The 17,427-nt window shown below is 72.8% G+C and carries 19 protein-coding genes, 2 tRNA genes and 1 pseudogene; 9 read left to right on the top strand and 13 right to left on the bottom strand.

From position 1 onward, the window contains the following. Nucleotides 1–2 precede the first annotated feature (2 nt). Entirely contained in the window at nt 3–1,271 is a 1,269-nt protein-coding gene (locus E1212_RS03420) for a glycoside hydrolase family 15 protein (RefSeq protein ID WP_203416301.1), read from the bottom strand. Nucleotides 1,272–1,483: 212 nt separating this feature from the next. After that, on the bottom strand, nt 1,484–2,839 hold the full coding sequence (locus E1212_RS03415) for an ammonium transporter (protein ID WP_131979120.1): 1,356 nt from the start codon (nt 2,837–2,839) through the stop codon (nt 1,484–1,486). Nucleotides 2,840–3,078: 239 nt separating this feature from the next. Between E1212_RS03415 and E1212_RS03410 the strand changes: the two genes are divergently transcribed. Together E1212_RS03410 and E1212_RS03405 are read left to right on the top strand one after the other, a co-directional pair. Then, nucleotides 3,079–4,710 (top strand): long-chain fatty acid--CoA ligase, encoded by a 1,632-nt coding sequence (locus tag E1212_RS03410; protein WP_131979289.1) that lies wholly within the window; start codon nt 3,079–3,081, stop codon nt 4,708–4,710. Next, complete coding sequence (locus tag E1212_RS03405; protein WP_131979117.1) at nt 4,711–5,286, top strand: hypothetical protein; 576 nt, start codon at nt 4,711–4,713, stop codon at nt 5,284–5,286. A 3-nt stretch (nt 5,287–5,289) separates the two neighbouring features. On the opposite strand, the gene E1212_RS03400 is transcribed toward E1212_RS03405, so the two are convergent. From E1212_RS03400 to E1212_RS03385, 4 genes are read right to left on the bottom strand one after another with little or no spacing between them, the layout of a single operon-like run. Beyond that, complete coding sequence (locus E1212_RS03400) at nt 5,290–5,685, bottom strand: VOC family protein (RefSeq protein WP_131979115.1); 396 nt, start codon at nt 5,683–5,685, stop codon at nt 5,290–5,292. 47 nt (nt 5,686–5,732) lie between these two features. Next, nucleotides 5,733–6,116, bottom strand: coding sequence for a VOC family protein (locus tag E1212_RS03395; RefSeq protein ID WP_203416299.1), 384 nt, complete (start codon nt 6,114–6,116; stop codon nt 5,733–5,735). Continuing rightward, entirely contained in the window at nt 6,113–6,457 is a 345-nt protein-coding gene (locus tag E1212_RS03390) for an ArsR/SmtB family transcription factor (protein ID WP_131979112.1), read from the bottom strand. The genes E1212_RS03395 and E1212_RS03390 overlap by 4 nt, the downstream gene beginning before the upstream one ends. Next, a complete protein-coding gene (locus E1212_RS03385; RefSeq protein ID WP_131979110.1) occupies nt 6,454–6,897 on the bottom strand; it encodes an SRPBCC family protein in 444 nt (147 codons plus the stop codon). Before E1212_RS03385 ends, E1212_RS03390 begins: the two co-directional genes overlap by 4 nt. Before the next feature lie 100 nt (nt 6,898–6,997). Between E1212_RS03385 and E1212_RS03380 the strand changes: the two genes are divergently transcribed. Beyond that, entirely contained in the window at nt 6,998–7,825 is an 828-nt protein-coding gene (locus E1212_RS03380) for a sulfurtransferase (protein ID WP_131979107.1), read from the top strand. A 153-nt stretch (nt 7,826–7,978) separates the two neighbouring features. Here E1212_RS03380 and E1212_RS03375 read toward each other — a convergent pair whose 3' ends face one another. Further along, a complete protein-coding gene (locus E1212_RS03375; RefSeq protein WP_203416297.1) occupies nt 7,979–8,737 on the bottom strand; it encodes a phosphotransferase in 759 nt (252 codons plus the stop codon). Nucleotides 8,738–8,783: 46 nt separating this feature from the next. Between E1212_RS03375 and E1212_RS03370 the strand changes: the two genes are divergently transcribed. The 4 genes from E1212_RS03370 (at nt 8,784) to E1212_RS03360 (ending at nt 10,859) form a co-directional block, all read left to right on the top strand. Further along, a tRNA-Ser gene (locus E1212_RS03370) sits at nt 8,784–8,879 on the top strand. Between the two features lie 249 nt (nt 8,880–9,128). Beyond that, complete coding sequence (locus E1212_RS29215) at nt 9,129–9,305, top strand: hypothetical protein (RefSeq protein WP_162605284.1); 177 nt, start codon at nt 9,129–9,131, stop codon at nt 9,303–9,305. Between the two features lie 44 nt (nt 9,306–9,349). Beyond that, nucleotides 9,350–9,826: a hypothetical protein gene (locus E1212_RS03365; protein ID WP_131979104.1), complete on the top strand. Its 477-nt coding sequence runs from the start codon at nt 9,350–9,352 to the stop codon at nt 9,824–9,826. Nucleotides 9,827–9,866: 40 nt separating this feature from the next. After that, nucleotides 9,867–10,859 carry a hypothetical protein gene (locus E1212_RS03360; RefSeq protein ID WP_131979101.1) on the top strand — a complete coding sequence of 331 codons (993 nt, stop codon included), beginning with the start codon at nt 9,867–9,869 and terminating at the stop codon, nt 10,857–10,859. A 5-nt stretch (nt 10,860–10,864) separates the two neighbouring features. Here E1212_RS03360 and E1212_RS03355 read toward each other — a convergent pair whose 3' ends face one another. Further along, nucleotides 10,865–12,436, bottom strand: coding sequence for an LCP family protein (locus E1212_RS03355; protein WP_131979098.1), 1,572 nt, complete (start codon nt 12,434–12,436; stop codon nt 10,865–10,867). Nucleotides 12,437–12,647: 211 nt separating this feature from the next. Continuing rightward, the gene (locus E1212_RS03350) at nt 12,648–13,301 is read right to left on the bottom strand and encodes a phosphoribosyltransferase (protein WP_131979095.1); all 654 of its coding nucleotides are present in this window, start codon (nt 13,299–13,301) and stop codon (nt 12,648–12,650) included. A 70-nt stretch (nt 13,302–13,371) separates the two neighbouring features. On the opposite strand from E1212_RS03350, the gene E1212_RS03345 reads away from it, so the two are divergent. Then, nucleotides 13,372–13,462 (top strand) — tRNA-Ser (locus E1212_RS03345). Between the two features lie 69 nt (nt 13,463–13,531). Here the strand turns inward: E1212_RS03345 and E1212_RS03340 are convergent. After that, complete coding sequence (locus E1212_RS03340) at nt 13,532–13,909, bottom strand: VOC family protein (RefSeq protein WP_131979092.1); 378 nt, start codon at nt 13,907–13,909, stop codon at nt 13,532–13,534. A gap of 338 nt (nt 13,910–14,247) precedes the next feature. Then, nucleotides 14,248–14,433, bottom strand: a pseudogene (locus E1212_RS31000) (hypothetical protein); the annotation flags it as partial. Between the two features lie 72 nt (nt 14,434–14,505). Here E1212_RS31000 and E1212_RS30995 point away from each other — a divergent pair. Beyond that, a complete protein-coding gene (locus tag E1212_RS30995) occupies nt 14,506–14,814 on the top strand; it encodes a hypothetical protein (protein WP_420814348.1) in 309 nt (102 codons plus the stop codon). A gap of 25 nt (nt 14,815–14,839) precedes the next feature. On the opposite strand, the gene E1212_RS03330 is transcribed toward E1212_RS30995, so the two are convergent. After that, complete coding sequence (locus E1212_RS03330) at nt 14,840–15,271, bottom strand: VOC family protein (RefSeq protein ID WP_131979089.1); 432 nt, start codon at nt 15,269–15,271, stop codon at nt 14,840–14,842. Nucleotides 15,272–15,396: 125 nt separating this feature from the next. Further along, entirely contained in the window at nt 15,397–17,232 is a 1,836-nt protein-coding gene (locus tag E1212_RS03325; protein ID WP_131979086.1) for a phosphoenolpyruvate carboxykinase (GTP), read from the bottom strand. Between the last annotated feature and the right edge of the window lie 195 nt (nt 17,233–17,427).

Below are 17,427 nucleotides of genomic sequence, written 5' to 3'. Positions count from 1 at the left end.
CGTCAGCTCGCCGGCACCGGGAGCGGGCGGCCGTCGAGCGCGGCGAGCGCCAGCAGGACGGTCGCGCCGGTCAGTCCCAGCGGCGCGACGGCGGCCGGCCGGCCGTCGGCGGTGACCTTCTCCGGCAGCGCGCCGAGGACCGTCCGGCGCAGGTCGAGCCAGCTGAGCAGCCGGTGCGCCAGAGCGGAGTCGCCGAGCGACGCCGCGGCCAGGGCGTGCAGGGAGACCTGCGGCGTCCAGGCGGTGTCGCGGTCGGTCCACTCCTCGCCCGGGCGGACGCCGCCGTTGCCGACGGTGGTGGCGTCGACGGCCGCGCGCCAGGCCGCGTCGACGCCGCGGGACGGCCGGGCGAACGGCGGCAGCAGGAACGCGACCGACGCGTCGCGGCCGCCGGTGCCGCTGATCCGCCGGGCGTAGCCGTGCGCACCGAACCCGTCGGTGACGGCGGTGGCCAGCCGGTCGGCACCGTCGGCGGCCCGGGCGGCGAGCTCGTGGTCGCCCACCAGGGCGAGCAGGTCGCGGCCGGTGCGCAGGCCGAGCAGCAGGGGCGCGGCCGAGCCGAGCGTCGCCTCGTCGAGGTCCATCTCCCAGAAGTCCTGCGACGCCCGCGGCAGGCCGGTAGCGGGATCCAGCGCGGCCAGCGCGGCGCCGGCGGCGCGCCGGATCAGCGCCGCCAGCGGGGTCGGGTCGCTCGCCGTCGCCCCCGCGAAGACCCACGCGGCCCACAGCGTCCAGCCGATGCCGTCGAGCTGCAGCCCCCGGTCGTCCGGCACGCCGCGCGACCCGTCGGGCAGGTAGCGGGCCTGCCAGGTGCCGTCGTCCTCCTGCATGGCCGCCACGTACGCGAGCTGCGCGTACGCCAGCTCCGGCCGGCCGGCCACCGTCAGCGCGGCGGCCATGTACCCGGCGTCGCGCGGCCACACGTAGCGCCAGTACGGGCTGCCTGCCGCCACCGCGGCACCGTTGGGGTAGGTCAGCACGCCGATGTCGAGCAGCGCCTCCTCGGCCATCGCCTCGTACGGCGTGCCGCGGCCCGGGAGGTCGGTGCCGGCCAGGATCTCGCGGGCCATGGCCACCTCGTCGGCGGCGGCGAGGGCCGCGCCGGGCAGGCTGCCGGACTCCGGGTCGAGGTAGCCGGTGCCGGGCAGCCGGCGCAGCCCGCTGCGGGCCGGCACGACCACCGGGCCGCCGTCCGCGCCGATGACGACGCCGTCGGAGTAGAGCCGGGTCTCGGGCGACCACGCCGTGCCACGGGTGCCGAGCTCGCTCACGGGGTCGGGCTCCATCGCCCCACCCAACCACAGGGAGTCGTCGGGCCGAGCAAGCCCATGGACAGCCGCGCGGTCCTGTATCTCGCACCGACGCCGTCGAGGAGGCCTCCGGCTCCTCTCGCCGCCGGTTGTGCCCGGCCCTCCTGGGGGAAGCGAAAATGCCGCGGCCCGGGGCGAGACACCCCGGGCCGCGGCGGGTCGAACCGGACCGATCACGCCGTCGCGACGTCACCTCCGGCGGGGAGGACGCGACCCGGGGCCGGAGCCGCCGGTGCGGCCGCCGCCGCGGGCTCGGCCGCGCGGGCCATGACGACGTCCTCGGACTCCTCGGCGCCGATCTCGTAGCCGGACTCGCCGTGGTGCACGCGGTCGACCCCGACCACCTCGTGGTCGTCGTCGACCCGGAAGCCGATGGTCTTCTGCAGCACCAGGCCGATGAGGTACGTGACGACGAACGAGTACGCGAGCACCGCGCCGGCGCCCACGACCTGCCGCCACAGCTGGTCCACTCCACCACCGAAGAACAGGCCGTCGACGCCGGCCGGAGCGTCCGCCGTCGCCAGGAAGCCGATGGCGATGGTGCCCACCAGGCCGCCGACCAGGTGCACCGCGACGACGTCGAGCGAGTCGTCGTAGCGGAGCCGGAACTTCAGGTCGACCACCAGCGAGCAGATGGCACCGGCGACCACACCGAGGATCAGCGAGCCGACCGGGTTCAGCGCCGAACACGCCGGGGTGATGGCGACCAGGCCCGTCACCGTGCCCGACGCCGCGCCCAGCGACGTCGCGTGCCCGTCGCGGACCTTCTCGACGATGATCCAGGCGAGCATCGCCGCGCCCGTGGCCGCCACGGTGTTGACCAGGGCGACCGCGGCGAGCCCGTTGGCGCCCACGGCCGAGCCGGCGTTGAACCCGAACCAGCCGAACCAGAGCAGGCCGGCGCCGAGCAGCACCAGCGGCAGGTTGTGCGGACGGTGCGAGCCCTTGGCGAAGTCGCGGCGCCGCCCGAGGACGAGCGCGAGCGCCAGGCCGGCCGCACCGGCGTTGATGTGGACCGCGGTGCCACCGGCGAAGTCGATCGCCAGCAGGCGGTCGGCGATCCAGCCGCCGTCACCGTCGGCGAACGCGAACACCCAGTGCGCGACCGGGAAGTACACGAGCGTGCCCCACACGGCCGCGAACAGCAGCCAGGTCCAGAACTTCGCGCGGTCGGCGATGGAGCCCGACACCAGCGCGACCGTGATGACGGCGAACATGCCCTGGAAACCGACGAAGAGCATCGTCGGAATCGTGCCGGACAGTGCCTCCGGGTCCATCAGACCCGTGAGCCCGAAGAACTCGCTGGGGTCGCCGAGGAGACCGCCGCCGAGGTCGGTGCCGAAGGCCATCGAGTATCCGTAGAGAATCCACAGCACACTGATGACGCCGAGTGCGCCGAAGCTCATCATCATCATGTTGATGACGCTCTTCGCGCGGACCATGCCGCCGTAGAACAGCGCGAGGCCCGGAGTCATCAGCATGACGAGTGCCGTGGACGCGAGTATCCAGGCGGTGTCTCCGGTATCCATGGAGTGCCGTCCCCTCCCCATCCGTCTGCTGAGCCGCGACATTGCGACATCCGATCGCGGACAGCGTCGTCCCCCGGCGTTTCCCCGGACGGCACGGGCGGTTACAAGGTGATGTCGCGAACTCCGGCCGTGTGACGCGGCCGTTACCGTGGATCATGACTTCCACCAGCGACGATCCTGCGGCAGGGTGGAACCGACAGACGCCGGCGTCGCCGGGTCCTCGATGGGGAGGTCTCGTGATCACCAGCACGATGATGGACGTTCCACTGTCGGTGCGCCGGCTGCTCGAACACGGAGCGACGATCCACGGAGGCAGCCGGGTGGTCACGGCCACCGACTCCGGGCCGCACGAGGTGCGCTTCCGCGACATCGCCCGTGGCGCGGCGCGGCTGGCCGGCGCGCTGGCGAGCCTCGGCGTGAAGCCGGGCGACCGCGTCGCGACGTTCATGTGGAACAACCACCGCCACGTCGAGGCGTACTTCGCGGTCCCGGCCATGGGCGCGGTCCTGCACCCGCTGAACATCCGGCTGTTCCCGGAGCAGATCGCATTCATCGCCAACCACGCCGCCGACCGCGTCGTCATCGTCGACGCCTCGCTGCTGCCGGGGTTCGCGAAGCTGCTGCCGGCGCTGAAGTCGGTGCGCCACGTCATCGTCGCGGGGCAGGCCGACCGCGCGGTGCTCGACGGCTCCGGCGTCGGTGTGTACGACTACGAGACGCTGCTGGCGGCCCAGCACCAGACCTACGACTGGCCCGACGTCGACGAGCGCTCCGCCGCCGCCATGTGTTATACGTCCGGCACCACCGGCCATCCCAAGGGCGTCGTCTACAGCCACCGCTCCATCTACCTGCACGCGCTGGCCGAGGCCATGCCCGACGTCTTCGACCTCTCCGCGCGCGACCTGCTGCTCACCGTCGTCCCGCAGTTCCACGTGCTGGCGTGGGGGCTGCCCTACGCCGCGTTCGGCACCGGCACGTCGCTGGCCATGCCCGACCGCTTCCTCACCCCGGCACCGCTGGCCGCGTTCATCGCGGCGGCCCAGCCCAACAAGGGCGCCGGGGTCCCGACGGTATGGATCGGGCTGCTGCAGTACCTCGAGGCGAACCCCGATGTCGACGTCTCCTCGCTCACCGAGGTGGTGGTCGGCGGGTCGGCGATGTCCGAGACGCTGATGCGGACCCTCGACGAGCGCGGCATCCGCGGGCTGCACGCGTGGGGCATGACGGAGATGAGCCCGCTCGGCACGTTCTCGCGCCCGCCGGTCGACGCCGCCGACGAGGACGTCGACGGATACCGGCTCGCGCAGGGGCGGTTCGTGGCGCCGGTCGAGGCCCGGCTGGTCGGGTTCGACGGTGACGAGGTCGGCTGGGACGGCGAGTCGGTGGGCGAGCTGCAGGTCCGCGGGCCGTGGATCACCGGGTCGTACTACCTCGAGAAGGACGACGAGGACGAGCACTTCGACGAGGGCTGGCTGCGCACCGGCGACGTCGGCTCCGTCACGCCCGACGGCTACCTGCGCCTCACCGACCGAGCGCGCGACGTCATCAAGTCCGGCGGCGAGTGGATCAGCTCGGTCGAGCTCGAGGGCCACCTGGCCGCGCACCCCGCCGTCGTCGAGGCCGCTGTCGTGGGCGTCCCCGACGAGACGTGGGGCGAGCGGCCGCTGGCCACCGTCGTCGTCAAGGATGGCGCCGAGGTCGACGTCGCCGAGCTGCGCGAGTTCCTGTCGTCGAAGGTGGCGAAGTGGCAGCTGCCGGAGCGCTGGGCCGTCGTCCCCGAGATCCCGAAGACGAGCGTCGGCAAGTTCGACAAGAAGATCATTCGCGCGGCCTACGCCCACGACGACCTGAACGTCACTACGCTCGGCTGAATGCCGGTCGAGTTCATCGGGGCCAACCCGTGCGCCACGCTCATGCGCGCGCAGTCGCGTGCCGGGTTCGTGTCGCTGTGGGAGGCGGAGTGGAGCGTCCATGGCTCCGGTCTCGCGGTCCTGGTCTGGGTCGACGGTGACGACGTCGTCCGGCTGCTCACGCCCGATCTCACCCTCGGCACCTGGCTGGCCGAGACGTTCAGCCGCTGGTTCCCCGAGCTCGAGGGGCTGCCCGAGATCGGCGAGCCGGTCGAGTGCGACGTCGTCGAGTGGCACATCGGCCCCGACCACGCCCGGGCGAAGGTCATCGGCGCCGACGGCACCCGTGTGGTCACGACGATCAGCCGGCCGGTCGAGACGCGCCCCGGCCAGGCCGAGGCCTGGCGGCTCGGCGGCGTGCCCTGGACGCTGACCAACCTGCTGACCTTCTGCACCGACGCCACCCTCGAGGTCGACGGCGCCCGCGTGCTCGGGCGGCCCGAGGTCGGCGGGTCCGACGGCCGGGCCCACTCGAGCGCGGTCATCGCGATGCACGAGACGTGGTCGCGGCCCGCGGCGCCGTCAGACACCCACTAGCGATCAGGCGACGCAGAACTCGTTGCCCTCGGGGTCGAGCATGACGACGTGGCCAAGAACGCTACCGCGCTCGTCCGTGTACTGCTCCTCGCGGACGACGGTGGCGCCTCGGCCGGCGAGGGCGGCGACCTTCGCCCGGATGAGGTCCGCACGCTCGAGCCGGTCCCAGGGCGGCTCGCCGGCGACCCGGAGGTCGATGTGCAACCGGTTCTTCGCCGTCTTCGGCTCGGGCACCCGCAGGAACCCGATCGCCGGGCCGTGGCCGTCGGGATCGACGATCGAGGCGCCGTCGGGGTCCTCGTAGCCCGGCTCGGGCACGTAGCCCAGCGCGAAGGCCCAGAACGCCGCGAGCGCGTGCGGGTCGGCGGCGTCGCCGCCGAGGGTCCAGTGCATCGCCATGGCCGCGACTCTAGGCGTGGTTCCGGACCGAAGACGTCCGGATGTCCTCAGTCGGGGTCGCGGGCCTGCGCGACCAGGTGCACGACGCCGGCGGGGTTGGCGATCCAGTGCGCCCGCATGGTGTCCGGCAACGGCTCCAGCTCGTCCCGCGGCGTGATGCCGGCCGCCGCCAGGCGCTCCATCGCGGCCGGCACGTCGTCGGTCGACAGCTCCAGCCAGACGTCGGAGCGGCTGTAGTTCGGCACCTCGTCGAGCCAGAGCCGGTTCGGGCCGAATTCGACGCCGACGCTGCGGGACACGCCGGCCGCGATCTCGGTGCCGGTGACGTCCTCGGCCGGGAGGCCCAGCACGTCGCGGTAGAACGCGACGGTCTGGTCGAACTGGGCCGTGGGGATCTTCATGGCGATGTTGACGCTGCCCTGGAACGTCACGACGGGTCTCCTTCCGGTGCTTCTGCCAGTGCTTTGATGACGGCCAGGCGCGACTCCCACGCCGTCGCCAGGTCGGCCAGACCGCGGGCCGCCTCGGTCAGCCGCTCGGGCCGCGCGCGGTAGAGCACCTCGCGGCCGGCCCGCCGCCCGGTGACCAGGCCGGCTCCGTCGAGCACGGTGAGGTGTTTGACGACGGCCTGCCGGGTCACCGGCAGCGCCTGGGCGAGCGTGCTGGCGCTGGCCTCGCCGCGGTCGGCGAGCAGGTCGAGCAGCTGCCGGCGGGTCGGTTCGGCCAGCGCCACCAGAACGGAGTCGAGCGCTGCCGCTGCGGGGCGGCTCATGCCGCGACGGACTCCGCGTAGGCGCGCAGCTCGTCGAGCTCGAGCCGCCAGCCCTCGGTGTTCTGCTCCAGGTGGGTGGCCTGCCGCTCCGGGCCGCCGGCGAGCGCGGCGAACCCGGTCTCGACCACCCGCAACCGGGTGCCGTCGCCGTCGGGCGTCAGGGTGAACACGACTCGGGTCGAGTTGCCGTCGCCCGGCCGGCGGTCGTCGACGGCCCAGCGGAACGCGAACGTGGTGTGCGGCTCGACGGTCTCGACGACGCCGTGCGAGACGCCGTACTCCTTCCAGGTGAGCGTGAGCGCGCCGCCGGGCCGAAGGTCGATCTCGGCGGCGGAGTCGGCGAACCAGGTGCCCAGGTGCTCGGCCCGGGTGACGATGTCCCACACCCGCCGCGGCGTGGCGGCGATGACGATGTCGCGTTCGATGCGGTCGCTGGTCATGGTGGCTTCGATCCCTTCACTAGAGCAACCCCAGGGTTGCACATGACGATCCTTGGCGCAACCCGCGGGTTGCGGGTGGGTGTGGACTAGCGTGCTCGGCATGAGCGTGCTGATCGACACCGAGGAGCTCGGCGAGCGCATGGCCTCGGGGGAGCGCACCGTGCTGCTCGACGTCCGCTGGAAGCTCGGCGATCCGCACGGCCACGACCATTACCTGGCCGGCCACCTGCCCGGCGCGGTCTACGCCGACCTCGAGACCGAGCTGTCCGCGCCGCCGTCACCGGCCGACGGACGCCACCCGCTGCCCGACGTCGCGGTGCTGCAGAGAGCGGCCCGGCGGTGGGGCGTGCGCGACGGCGACACCGTCGTCGTGTACGACGACCTCGGCGGCATGTCCGCGGCACGCGCCTGGTGGCTGCTGCGCTGGGCCGGCCTCTCCGACGTGCGGCTGCTCGACGGCGGCCTGAGCGCTTGGACGACCGCGGGCGGCGCACTGGAGTCCGGCTCGGTGACGCCGCCGACGGGCGACGTGACGCTGCGCCCCGGCGCACTGGCCACACTGTCCGCCGACGATGCCGCCGCGCTGCCGGCCGACGGCGTCCTCCTCGACGCCCGTGCGGCCGAGAGGTTCCGCGGCGAGGTGGAACCGGTCGACCCGCGCGCGGGCCACATCCCCGGCGCGCTCAGCGCCCCGACGGCGGACAACCTCGACCCGGCGGGCCGCTTCCTGCCGGCGGGCGACCTCCGCGCCCGCTTCGCCGCCCTCGGCGTCGACGGCACCCGCCCGGTCGGCGTCTACTGCGGCTCCGGCGTGACGGCGGCCCACGAACTGGCCGCGCTCGCCGTCGCCGGCATCGATGCGACCCTCTACCCCGGCTCCTGGTCCCAATGGTCCGCCGACGAATCGCGCCCCGCCGCCACCGGCTGACGGCAAGCTCGCACAGAAAGCCGACAACGCGACGCAACCAGACCGCGGGGACGCCGGCGGTTCGCGGAGCCGGCCTAAAGTGGCCGCGCCGGCTGTACACCTTGGTTGGTCGCAGAGCCGGCGCAGCGAACCGCCGGCGTCCCCGCCCCACCCTCAGCAGCGACCCAACTCGTCCCTGATCGCGGGAACGCGGTCCTCGAGAGCAGCGAGGGCGGCGCGCGTCCGCCCGGGCTCGCCGACGGCGGCGAGGTTCAGCAGTCCGGGATCCCCACGGCGTTGGCCGGCCTCGATCCGGTCAGCCGCCATCGTCATCCGCGCACGGACGTGATCGAGAAGCCGCACCGGGTCGACGTCGCCGTATGCGGACGCCATCAGCCGCAGCCGGGCGGCGACCACAGCGCTGGGAGCGGCGACGCGCAGCGGGAGCGACATCCAGGCGACGAAGGCGAGGTCATCGAGGGGGACTCCGGGACCTGCCATGTCCCAGTCGACCACGCCGACCACGCGGTCGCCGCCGGCGATCCAGTTGTAGGCGGCGGGGTCGTTGTGGCAGACGAGCTCGCCGGGGCGGAGCGCGCGCCGTCCGTGCCGCCACTGCACCTCGCCGGCGGGCCGGTACCCGGCGACGACGTCGTGGTAGCGGCGCAGCCAGCGGACACCGTCGGCCAGCAGGGCATCGGAGACGACCTCGTCGCGGGCGATGGTGCGGCCGGGGACGAGCGTCAGGATCTCGCGGCCCTGCTCGTCGAGGCCGAGGGGCTCGGGGACGCCGTCGAGGCCGGCCGAGCGCAGGTGGCCGAGCAGGGCGTGCACCGCGGGCGTCCACGGTCCCGCCGGGCGCCGCACGGTGTCGCCGACGCGGACCGCGCCGCCGACCCGGCCGCCCGGCAGCGGCGTCTCGCCCTCTCTCACCGGCTCGATGCTGCCACAGGCGGGGCATGGCACACTTGCACTGCCTGGAGGGCTGCCGGAGTGGCCGAACGGGGAACTCTTGAAAAGTTCTAGGGCGGGGCCCTCTCCGTCCTCATGGGTTCGAATCCCATGCCCTCCGCCAACAGCACTGGATCAGCCGGCCCGGACACCACAGCGCACTGGTCGATGCCGTCAATGCCGTCAACGTGGCCGATTGATCGATTTCCACCACCTCGCGGTGGTCTTCTCGCTAGCCTGGCAGCAGGTCACGGATGCGTTCGGTCGCGATGTCCGGCGAGTTTGCAAGCCACATCACTATCGGTCAGGCATCCTTGACACAGGGTGGGAACGCGCCGCGGGGGCGGCGCACGAACAGACAGCGAGGAGCACCATGAGCGCACAGGTGGCCATCGTCTGCGACCAATGCGGCGACTTGGGTACCGTGGGTTCGACGCCGCACCACGCTCGCGCGACCCTCTCCGGCTGGACCCGCCGGCACGGGCTCGACCTGTGCCCGCTCTGCCGGATCATCGCCGAGAACCGGGCCCGGCTGGCCTCCACGGCCTGACCCCGCACATGGGCTGACCTGCACTCGCGTGTCACACTGTCGGCGTGACTCGCACGGTCTACGGTCCACCGGCCCAGCTCGCGGTCCGCGGCGTCGGGGTGGGCGCCGCCGGTCTCGGGCTGGTCGTCGTCGCGCTGACGGTGGTGCTGTCGGTCGACCTCGCGGGCTGGCTGCGCGGCACGCTGCTCGTCCTGCTCGGGCTGGCCGCCGTGGTGGCGCTGGTCATCCTGGTGGTCGGCGTGCTGCGGGTGTTCGGCCGCGGCACCCGGCTGGTGCTCGACGACGACGGCTTCGTGAACGCGACGGGGTTCGGCGTCGGCCGGCGGGTGCCCTGGCGCGACGTCCGCAAGGTGCAGACCGACGGCGCGATCGTCTCGGTCGACCTCTCCGGCGGCCGGCAGAGCCTCATCCGCACCGCGTCGATCGACGTCGAGCCGCGGGCGCTGGCGCGCGAGCTGCGCGGGCGGCTCAACCGCGACCGCGGCTACCGGCCGCTGTCCGGTCACGACGATCTGGGCTGAGGCCGCATGCCGCCCGGACATACCGGGCACACTGCCATGAGTGCGTAGATCTCTCGTCCTGCTGACGGCGGCCGTCCTCACGGCGGCCGGGTGTGCCGGGGGCGCCGGCGTCCCGGACTCCGCACGCACGCCCACACCGTGGTCCGCCGCCCCGTCGTCGGCATCACCCGAGGCGACGCCGTCACCGAGCCCCACGCCGACGCCCACCCCCGGCCCGACACCGTCGCCGTCGCCGTCGGCCACCCTGCCTGGCGGCGGGACGACGATCCTGCCCGATCACCGGCTGGTCGGGTTCGCGGGCGGGCGGTCGCCGGCGTTCGGGCGGCTCGAGCCGGAGGCGCTGGACGCCGCGACCGCGCAGATCGCCGCGCTGGCCGCCGAGTACGCCGTCGACGGCCGCACCGTGCTGCCCGTCTTCGAGCTGATCACCGTCGTGGCGCACGGGTCGCCGGCGGCCGACGGGCTGTACCGCACCCACGAGCCCGACGACGTCATCGCGGCATACCTCGCGGCCGCCCGCCGCCACGGCGCCCTGCTGCTGCTCAACATCCAGCCCGGCCGCGCCGACTTCCTCCCCGAGGTCACGCGGCTGGAGCGCTGGCTGCTCGAGCCCGACGTCGGGCTGGCGCTGGATCCGGAGTGGGCCGTAGGCCCGGGCGAGGTGCCCGGCGACGTCTACGGCAGCACCACCGGCGCGGAGCTGGACTCCGTCGCCGCCTACCTGTCGGCGCTGGTGCAGGAGCACGACCTGCCCGAGAAGGTCATGGTGTTCCACCAGGTGCACGCGTCAGTGGTCGAGAACGAGGCCGCACTGCTGCCGCACCCGGGCGTCCTGCCGATCAAGAGCGTCGACGGCATCGGCGACCAGGGCAGCAAGGAGCAGACCTGGACCACGCTCATGGCGACGAAGCCGCCGCACGTCGCGCCCGGCTTCAAGCTGTTCTTCGACGAGGACACCGAGATGGGCCCGCTGATGACGCCCGCCCAGGTGCTGGCGCTGGTGCCCACGCCGGACTACGTGCTGTACGAGTAGGCCGGTCAGCAGACGGCGCCGGCGTCGACCGGCTCGTCGGCGGCGGGCTCGTCGGTCTCGCCGTCCTCGGGCTCGCCGCTGCCGCCGTCGTTCTCGGGCTCCTCGGTGCTGCCGGACGCCCGCTCGATCGAGGCGGTTCGGTCGCTCTCGGCGTTGTCGGCGGACTGGCCGGTCGCCTCGGTGGTGTCGCCGGGCGGCGTGGTCGCGTCAGCCGGCGGGGTCTCGGCGGAGTCGGAGAGGATCTCGGCGATGCGCGCGTGCAGCTGGTCGTAGTCGGGGTCGCTGGACGTGGTGCCCATGCTGCCGAAGAAGTCGTTGTCGAGGGTGAGACTCTCGAGCGGCTGCGAGCGGACCTTCACCATGAGCTTGATCAGCTCAGGGAACAGCTCCGCCGGCACGTCGGAGGTGATGATGTCGCCGGCCGCCGTCGCGAGGCTCTGGTACTGCGCGAGCAGCGTGGCGGGGTCGACCTTGTCGACGATGGCGTTCATGACGCAGCGCTGCCGCTCCATGCGCTCGTAGTCGTCGCTGCCACAGCGCGAGCGGGCGAACCAGAGCGCGTAGAAGCCGTCGAGGTGCTGGTCCTCGCCCTCTTCGATGTAGCCGTTGGCCTGCGTGCAGCTGCCGTCGGGGAGGCTCTTGTTGCCCCACGGGATGTCGCGCGGCACATCGACCGTGATGCCGCCGAGCGCGTCGACGACCGCCTCGAACCCGTTGAGGTCGACCATGATGAAGTAGTCGACCTCGACGCCGAGGGCGCCCTCGACGGCCCACTTGGTGGCGTCGGCGCCGGGGTCGCCGACCCCCTCGAACACCTCGGGGTGGTCGCGCGGGACGTTGGCGTAGACGGCGTTGAGCATCCACTCGAGCGGGTCGCCGCCGCCGGTGAAGCCGTCGGGGTAGGCCTCGGCCAGCGGGGTGCCCTCGGGGAACGGGATCTGCGACAGGTTGCGTGGCAGCGAGATCATCGTCGTCGCGCCGGTCTCGGTGTCGATGCTGGCGAGGATCTGGGTGTCCGGACGCAGCCCGGTGCGGCCCTCGCCGGCGTCGCCGCCCAGGAACAGGACGTTCAGCCGCGGCTTGTCGGCCCACGGATCGGACACGTCGACCTGCGGCGTCGTGTTGCTGCCGCCGGACGACGCGAGGTTGCCCACCAGCTCGCGCTGCGTGAAGGCGTACCGCGAGCCCAGGGCCATGGGCGCGACGACGACCGACGCACAGAGGATGACGACGAGGGCGCCGGCGAACCGCTTGCCGGTGGACAGCCCGTCCGGCTCGAGCGACCGGTGCGACCCGAGCGCGATGAGCAGCCAGGCGAGCGCGCCGGCCGCGAGCAGCGTGCCGACGATCAGCATCATCTGCCGGTCGCCGCCGTACGACATCAGCTCGGACGTCGGGACGAGCACCAGCACGGCCAGCCCGACGATGGCGAGCGCGGCCAGGACGACGAGGACCGTCGTGCCCGCACGGCGCTTACCGGCGGCGATGAGGCCGGTACCGGGGATCAGCGAGCCAAGTGCGGTGAGGCCGATGAACCGGCCGTAGCGCTGGTTGCGCTGCTGCCGGCGCGACTGCAATCGAGCGCGTCGAGCACCTTGAGCTCGTCGTGCACGCGCCACCTGCCGGTCACCCCTCCTTGCGCTCGCGCGGGTCGTCAGCACTCATGATCCGCTCTGTTCGCCGAAGCCAGGATAGTCACACCGAGCCGTGGCCCGGCCCGGACGTCCGTGTCACCGTCTCTGTAACAAGACGCTCGAACCCACCGATGAGTTGCCGACGTGACCACGATCACCGGTTCAGGAGTGCCCTGACGTCGGCGTCGTCGACTTGGGTGAAGTCCTCGTACCACTCGCCCACCGCGTTGAACGTCGGCGGGATCCGCAGCACCACGACGGCGTCGACGACGCCGGCCAGGTCCTCGACGGTGTCGCTCGGTCCCACCGGCACGGCGACGACGACCCGGCCCGGCCCGGGCACGGCCGATGCCAGCAGCTCCGCCGCCGCCCGGATCGTCGCGCCGGTCGCAATGCCGTCGTCGACCAGGACGACGGTCCTGGCGGCGAGACGCAGCGGCGGCCGGTCGCCGCGCAGCAGCCGCTCCCGGTCCTCGGCGGCGGCCTGTGCGCGGCGGAAGGCGCCCTCGACCTCGGCGGGCTCCAGACGGATGCGGCGGGCGACCTCGCCGTTGACGACCCGGTGCCCCGACGCCGTGACGGCGCCGAACGCGAGCTCCGGCTGCCAGGGCACGCCCACTTTCCGCACCACGAGCACGTCCAGCTCCCCGCCGACGGCGCCGGCCACCACCGCCGCGACGGCCACGCCGCCGCGCGGCAGCCCCAGCACCAGCACGTCCTCGACGTCGCCGAGCTGCTCCTGGACCGCCGCGCCGAGCTGCTCGCCAGCGTCGCGGCGGTCGCGCCAGAGTCGTGCGCCAGGTCTCACACCACCTGACTTTGCCGTCTCCGGCGCTGGAACGGTAGCCTTGCGTCGCCCGGTCTTGCATCCGGGCGAAGGAGGCGTCGCCTAGCCCGGTTTATGGCGCCCGCCTGCTAAGCGGGTTGAGGGCTCACACCCTCTCGCGGGTTCAAATCCCGCCGCCTCCGCACCGCCAGCACGAACACTGAGGGCCGGTCCTGACCAGGACCGGCCCTGAGTCGTCCCCGGGCCGCGTGTCAGCCGACGTAGAGGCAGAACGGGTGGCCGACGGGGTCGAGACAGACGCGGACGTGGGCCTGGGGCTGGAAGCCCGCCACCCGGGCGCCGCAGTCGACGGCGTGGTTCACGGCCGCCTCGAGGTCGTCGACCTCGATGTCGAGGTGCATGAGCATCTGCTGATGGTCGCCGTCGGCCGGCCAGACCGGGGGCCGGAATCGCTTCTCCCGCTGGAAGGCGAGGGTCGGGCCGACCGCCGGGCTGCGCAGCACCACCCACTCCGGTGCGTCGTCGCGGACCTGCCAGCCGAGCAGACGCCGGTAGAAGTCGGCCAGTTCCCGGGGATCCGGAGCGCCGATGACGAACCCGGACAGACTGAAGCTGGGCGAATCGGACATCGCACGGCCCTTTCGACGACGGCGTTGTTCCTGGACCGTTACCCGATCCGCCATCGATATCCGGCCATGCCAGTTGCTAGGGTCAGGACCTGCTTCGACGTGCTCACGAGAGGTATCCGCAGGTGAACACTTCGTCCAAGCGGTCCGCGGTCGCGGCTGCCCTCATGGTGGCGGCCGCCGTCACGCTGACCGGATGCGGCGGCGACGACTCCGCCGAAGCCTCCGGCGACTCCTCGGCGACCCCCGCGTGGGACTCCACGCCCGCCGACCCCGGCGCCGCGCCCACGGAGCCCGGCGAGACCCCCGCCGCCGCGGAGGCACCCGAGGAGGCGCCCGCCGCCGATTCCGGCCAGCCCGCCGAGGGCGGCGACGCGACCGGAGCGGCCGCCGACGGTGGTGACGCGGCCGGAGCGGCCGCCGAGGGCGGTGACGCCTCGGGGGCGGCCGGGACCGACGGCGGCACCGGAGGAACCGGCGGCGACGGCGGCATCGAGGACCCACCGGCCGCCGATCCCGTCGCGCAGCCCATCGACGCCTGCACGCTCGGCGTCGAGGCGATCACCGCCGTGCTCGGCGCCGGGCCGACGCCCGAGGACATGTCCGACCCGGCGGAGTTCGGGCCGGCCTGCGCCTGGACCGGCACCAACGGCCACGAGATCGCCGTCAGCGTCTCCGGCTACGACGACTGGGTCGGCATCGACAGCCTCCTCGGCGGCGACGCGCACGCGATCGACGACCTCGGGTCCGAGGCGTGGGCCTCGCTGGGGTCGCCGTCGAACGTGCAGGTCGCGTGGCGCCGCGACGACATCTCCGTCTCGGTCGCGGCCAGCCTCGACAGCGACGGCGAGGTCGTGCTCGACACCGCGCGGGCCATCGACGCGGCGCTGCTGGCGGCCGGGTATTGACGAGAACCGCAGGCCGACGCCGCCGTCAATCGATGACGTACTCGTCGCCGACGGCGCGCCGCAGCTCGTCCTTCGTGAGCGTCTCAGGCGAGGTGATGTGCCAGCGGTGGCCGAACGGGTCGTAGAGCCAGCCACCGCGGCCGTGCGGCGAGTCGGTGACCGGCCGGTCGACGGTGGCGCCGGCCCGGACCGCCCGCTCGAAGAAGCCGTCCACGTCGTCGACGGTGAGGACGAGCGACACCGCGGTGCGGCCGGGGTCCGGCGCGTACACGCCGCCGGCGGGCCACTCGTCGGCGATCATGACACGGGCGCCCTCGACGGTGAACTCGGCGTGGCCGATGGTGCCGTCCTGCGGGTTCGTCCAGCGCGTGGTCTCGACCGCGCCGAACGCCGTCGCGTAGAAGACGAGCGCGGCGGCGGTGTCCTTGGCGCACAGATAGGGCGTGACGGTGGCCATGGTGGCTCCCTTCGTCCGAGGCCTGCGCCACCGACGCTAGAGCACGGCCGCCATCGCCGCTTGGACGAATGTGACCCGGACCCTGGACCGGACCCGGCACGCGACGTGCCGGGTCCGGTCGGTCGTCACAGGCCCAGGCGCGCCTTCAGCCCGTCGAGCTCGGCCCACAGCAGAGTCGGCAGGTGGTCGCCGAACCTGTCGAACCACTCGGCGATGCCCGGCACCTCGGCGCGCCATTCCTCGGGGTCGACGGCGAGGCAGGCGGCCAGCTGCTCCCGCGTCAGGTCGAGGCCGGTGGTGTCGATCGCCTCGGGCGTGGGCACGTGGCCGATCGGCGTCTCCGTCGCGGCGGCCAGGCCCTCCATGCGCTCGACGACCCACTTGAGCACGCGGCCGTTCTCGCCGAAGCCCGGCCACAGGAAGCCGCCGTCGTCGTCGCGGCGGAACCAGTTGACGTAGAAGATCTTCGGCAGCTTGATCGCGTCGGCGTCCTTGCCCATGGCGATCCAGTGCGCGAAGTAGTCGCCGGCGTTGTAGCCGATGAACGGCAGCATGGCCATCGGGTCGCGACGGACGACGCCCACCTGCCCGGTGGCTGCCGCCGTCGTCTCCGAGGACAGCGTCGCGCCCATGAAGACGCCGTGCGTCCAGTCACGCGCCTCGGTGACCAGTGGGATCGTCGTGCGGCGGCGGCCGCCGAACAGGATGGCCGAGATCGGGACGCCGCGCGGGTCGTCGAACTCCGGCGCGATGATCGGGCACTGCTCGATGGGCGTACAGAAGCGCGAGTTCGGGTGCGACGAGGGCTCCGGCGACCGCGGGTCCCAATCGCGGCCCTTCCAGTCGGTCAGGTGGGCCGGCTCCTCGTCGGTCATGCCCTCCCACCAGATGTCACCGTCGTCGGTCAGGGCGACGTTGGTGAAGACGCTGTTGCCCTTGGCGATGGTGCGCATGGCGTTCGGGTTGGTCTTCCAGCCGGTGCCGGGCGCGACGCCGAACAGGCCGATCTCGGGGTTGACGGCGTAGAGCCGGCCGTCCTCGCCGAAGCGCATCCAGGCGATGTCGTCGCCGAGCGTCTCGACCTTCCAGCCCGGGATGGTCGGCTCGAGCATCGCGAGGTTGGTCTTGCCGCAGGCCGACGGGAACGCGGCGGCGATGTAATGGACGGAGCCGTGCGGCGCGGTGAGCTTGAGGATGAGCATGTGCTCGGCGAGCCAGCCCTCGTCGCGCGCCATGGCGCTGGCGATGCGCAGCGAGTAGCACTTCTTGCCCAGCAGCGAGTTGCCGCCGTAGCCCGAGCCGTACGACCAGATCATCCGCTCCTCGGGGAACTGGGTGATGAACTTGGTCTCGTTGCACGGCCAGGCGACGTCCTCCTGCCCGGGCTCCAGCGGCGCGCCGACCGAGTGCAGACACGGCACGAAGGGGGCGTCGTCGCCCATCGCGTCGAGGACGTGGGCGCCCATCCGCGCCATGATCCGCATCGACACGGTCACGTACGGCGAGTCGGTCAGCTCGACCCCGAACATCGGGTTCTCGGCGGTCAGCGGGCCCATGCAGAACGGGATGACGTACATGGTGCGGCCGCGCATCGAGCCCCGGTACAGCTCGGTCATCTCGGCTTTCATCTCGTTCGGGTCGCGCCAGTTGTTGGTCGGCCCCGCGTCGGCCTCGTCGACCGAGCAGATGAAGGTGCGCTCCTCGACCCGGGCGACGTCGGTCGGGTCCGTGCGGGCCCAGAACGAGTTCGGCTTCTTCTCCGGGTTCAGCCGCACGAGGGTGCCGGCGTCGACGAGTTCGTCGGTGAGGGCAGCCCACTCCTCGTCGGACCCGTCGCACCAGTGGATGCGGTCCGGCTGGGTCAGTTCCGCGACCTCGCGGACCCAGGCGAGCAGGCGGGCGTGGGACGTAGGCGCGTCGTCGAGATCGTGTGCTGCTCCGGGTTCGGCGAACGTCGTCATGTAGCGGTCACCCTCTTCGTGTCGGTGCGCGCAGTCGGCCCTGCAGCGCGTTCCGGGTATGCGGAAGCCTCCCGGCCTCAGGCCATTCGGAGGCGGGGAGTGGTTCCGCGGGGATGCTCAGCACGCTAGGGCCGGCATCTCAGGGACTGGAACCGACGCTGGGGTGATCAGGACCACACCGGGTTCCAAAAATCG

It is taken from the genome of Jiangella ureilytica, from assembly GCF_004348545.1.
Classification (GTDB): domain Bacteria; phylum Actinomycetota; class Actinomycetes; order Jiangellales; family Jiangellaceae; genus Jiangella; species Jiangella ureilytica.
The sequence above is the reverse complement of the archived record's forward strand: the minus strand, read 5'-3'. Positions and strand labels throughout refer to the sequence as shown.

Bases quoted from the DNA above. Each gene is read 5' to 3' on its own strand.
- E1212_RS03415 (WP_131979120.1), bottom strand. From the start codon at position 2,839: ATGGATACCGGAGACACCGCCTGGATACTCGCGTCCACGGCACTCGTC.
- E1212_RS03405 (WP_131979117.1), top strand. From the start codon at position 4,711: ATGCCGGTCGAGTTCATCGGGGCCAACCCGTGCGCCACGCTCATGCGC.
- E1212_RS03400 (WP_131979115.1), bottom strand. From the start codon at position 5,685: ATGGCGATGCACTGGACCCTCGGCGGCGACGCCGCCGACCCGCACGCG.
- E1212_RS03390 (WP_131979112.1), bottom strand. From the start codon at position 6,457: ATGAGCCGCCCCGCAGCGGCAGCGCTCGACTCCGTTCTGGTGGCGCTG.
- E1212_RS03385 (WP_131979110.1), bottom strand. From the start codon at position 6,897: ATGACCAGCGACCGCATCGAACGCGACATCGTCATCGCCGCCACGCCG.
- E1212_RS03380 (WP_131979107.1), top strand. From the start codon at position 6,998: ATGAGCGTGCTGATCGACACCGAGGAGCTCGGCGAGCGCATGGCCTCG.
- E1212_RS29215 (WP_162605284.1), top strand. From the start codon at position 9,129: ATGAGCGCACAGGTGGCCATCGTCTGCGACCAATGCGGCGACTTGGGT.
- E1212_RS03340 (WP_131979092.1), bottom strand. From the start codon at position 13,909: ATGTCCGATTCGCCCAGCTTCAGTCTGTCCGGGTTCGTCATCGGCGCT.
- E1212_RS30995 (WP_420814348.1), top strand. From the start codon at position 14,506: ATGTCCGACCCGGCGGAGTTCGGGCCGGCCTGCGCCTGGACCGGCACC.
- E1212_RS03330 (WP_131979089.1), bottom strand. From the start codon at position 15,271: ATGGCCACCGTCACGCCCTATCTGTGCGCCAAGGACACCGCCGCCGCG.
- E1212_RS03325 (WP_131979086.1), bottom strand. From the start codon at position 17,232: ATGACGACGTTCGCCGAACCCGGAGCAGCACACGATCTCGACGACGCG.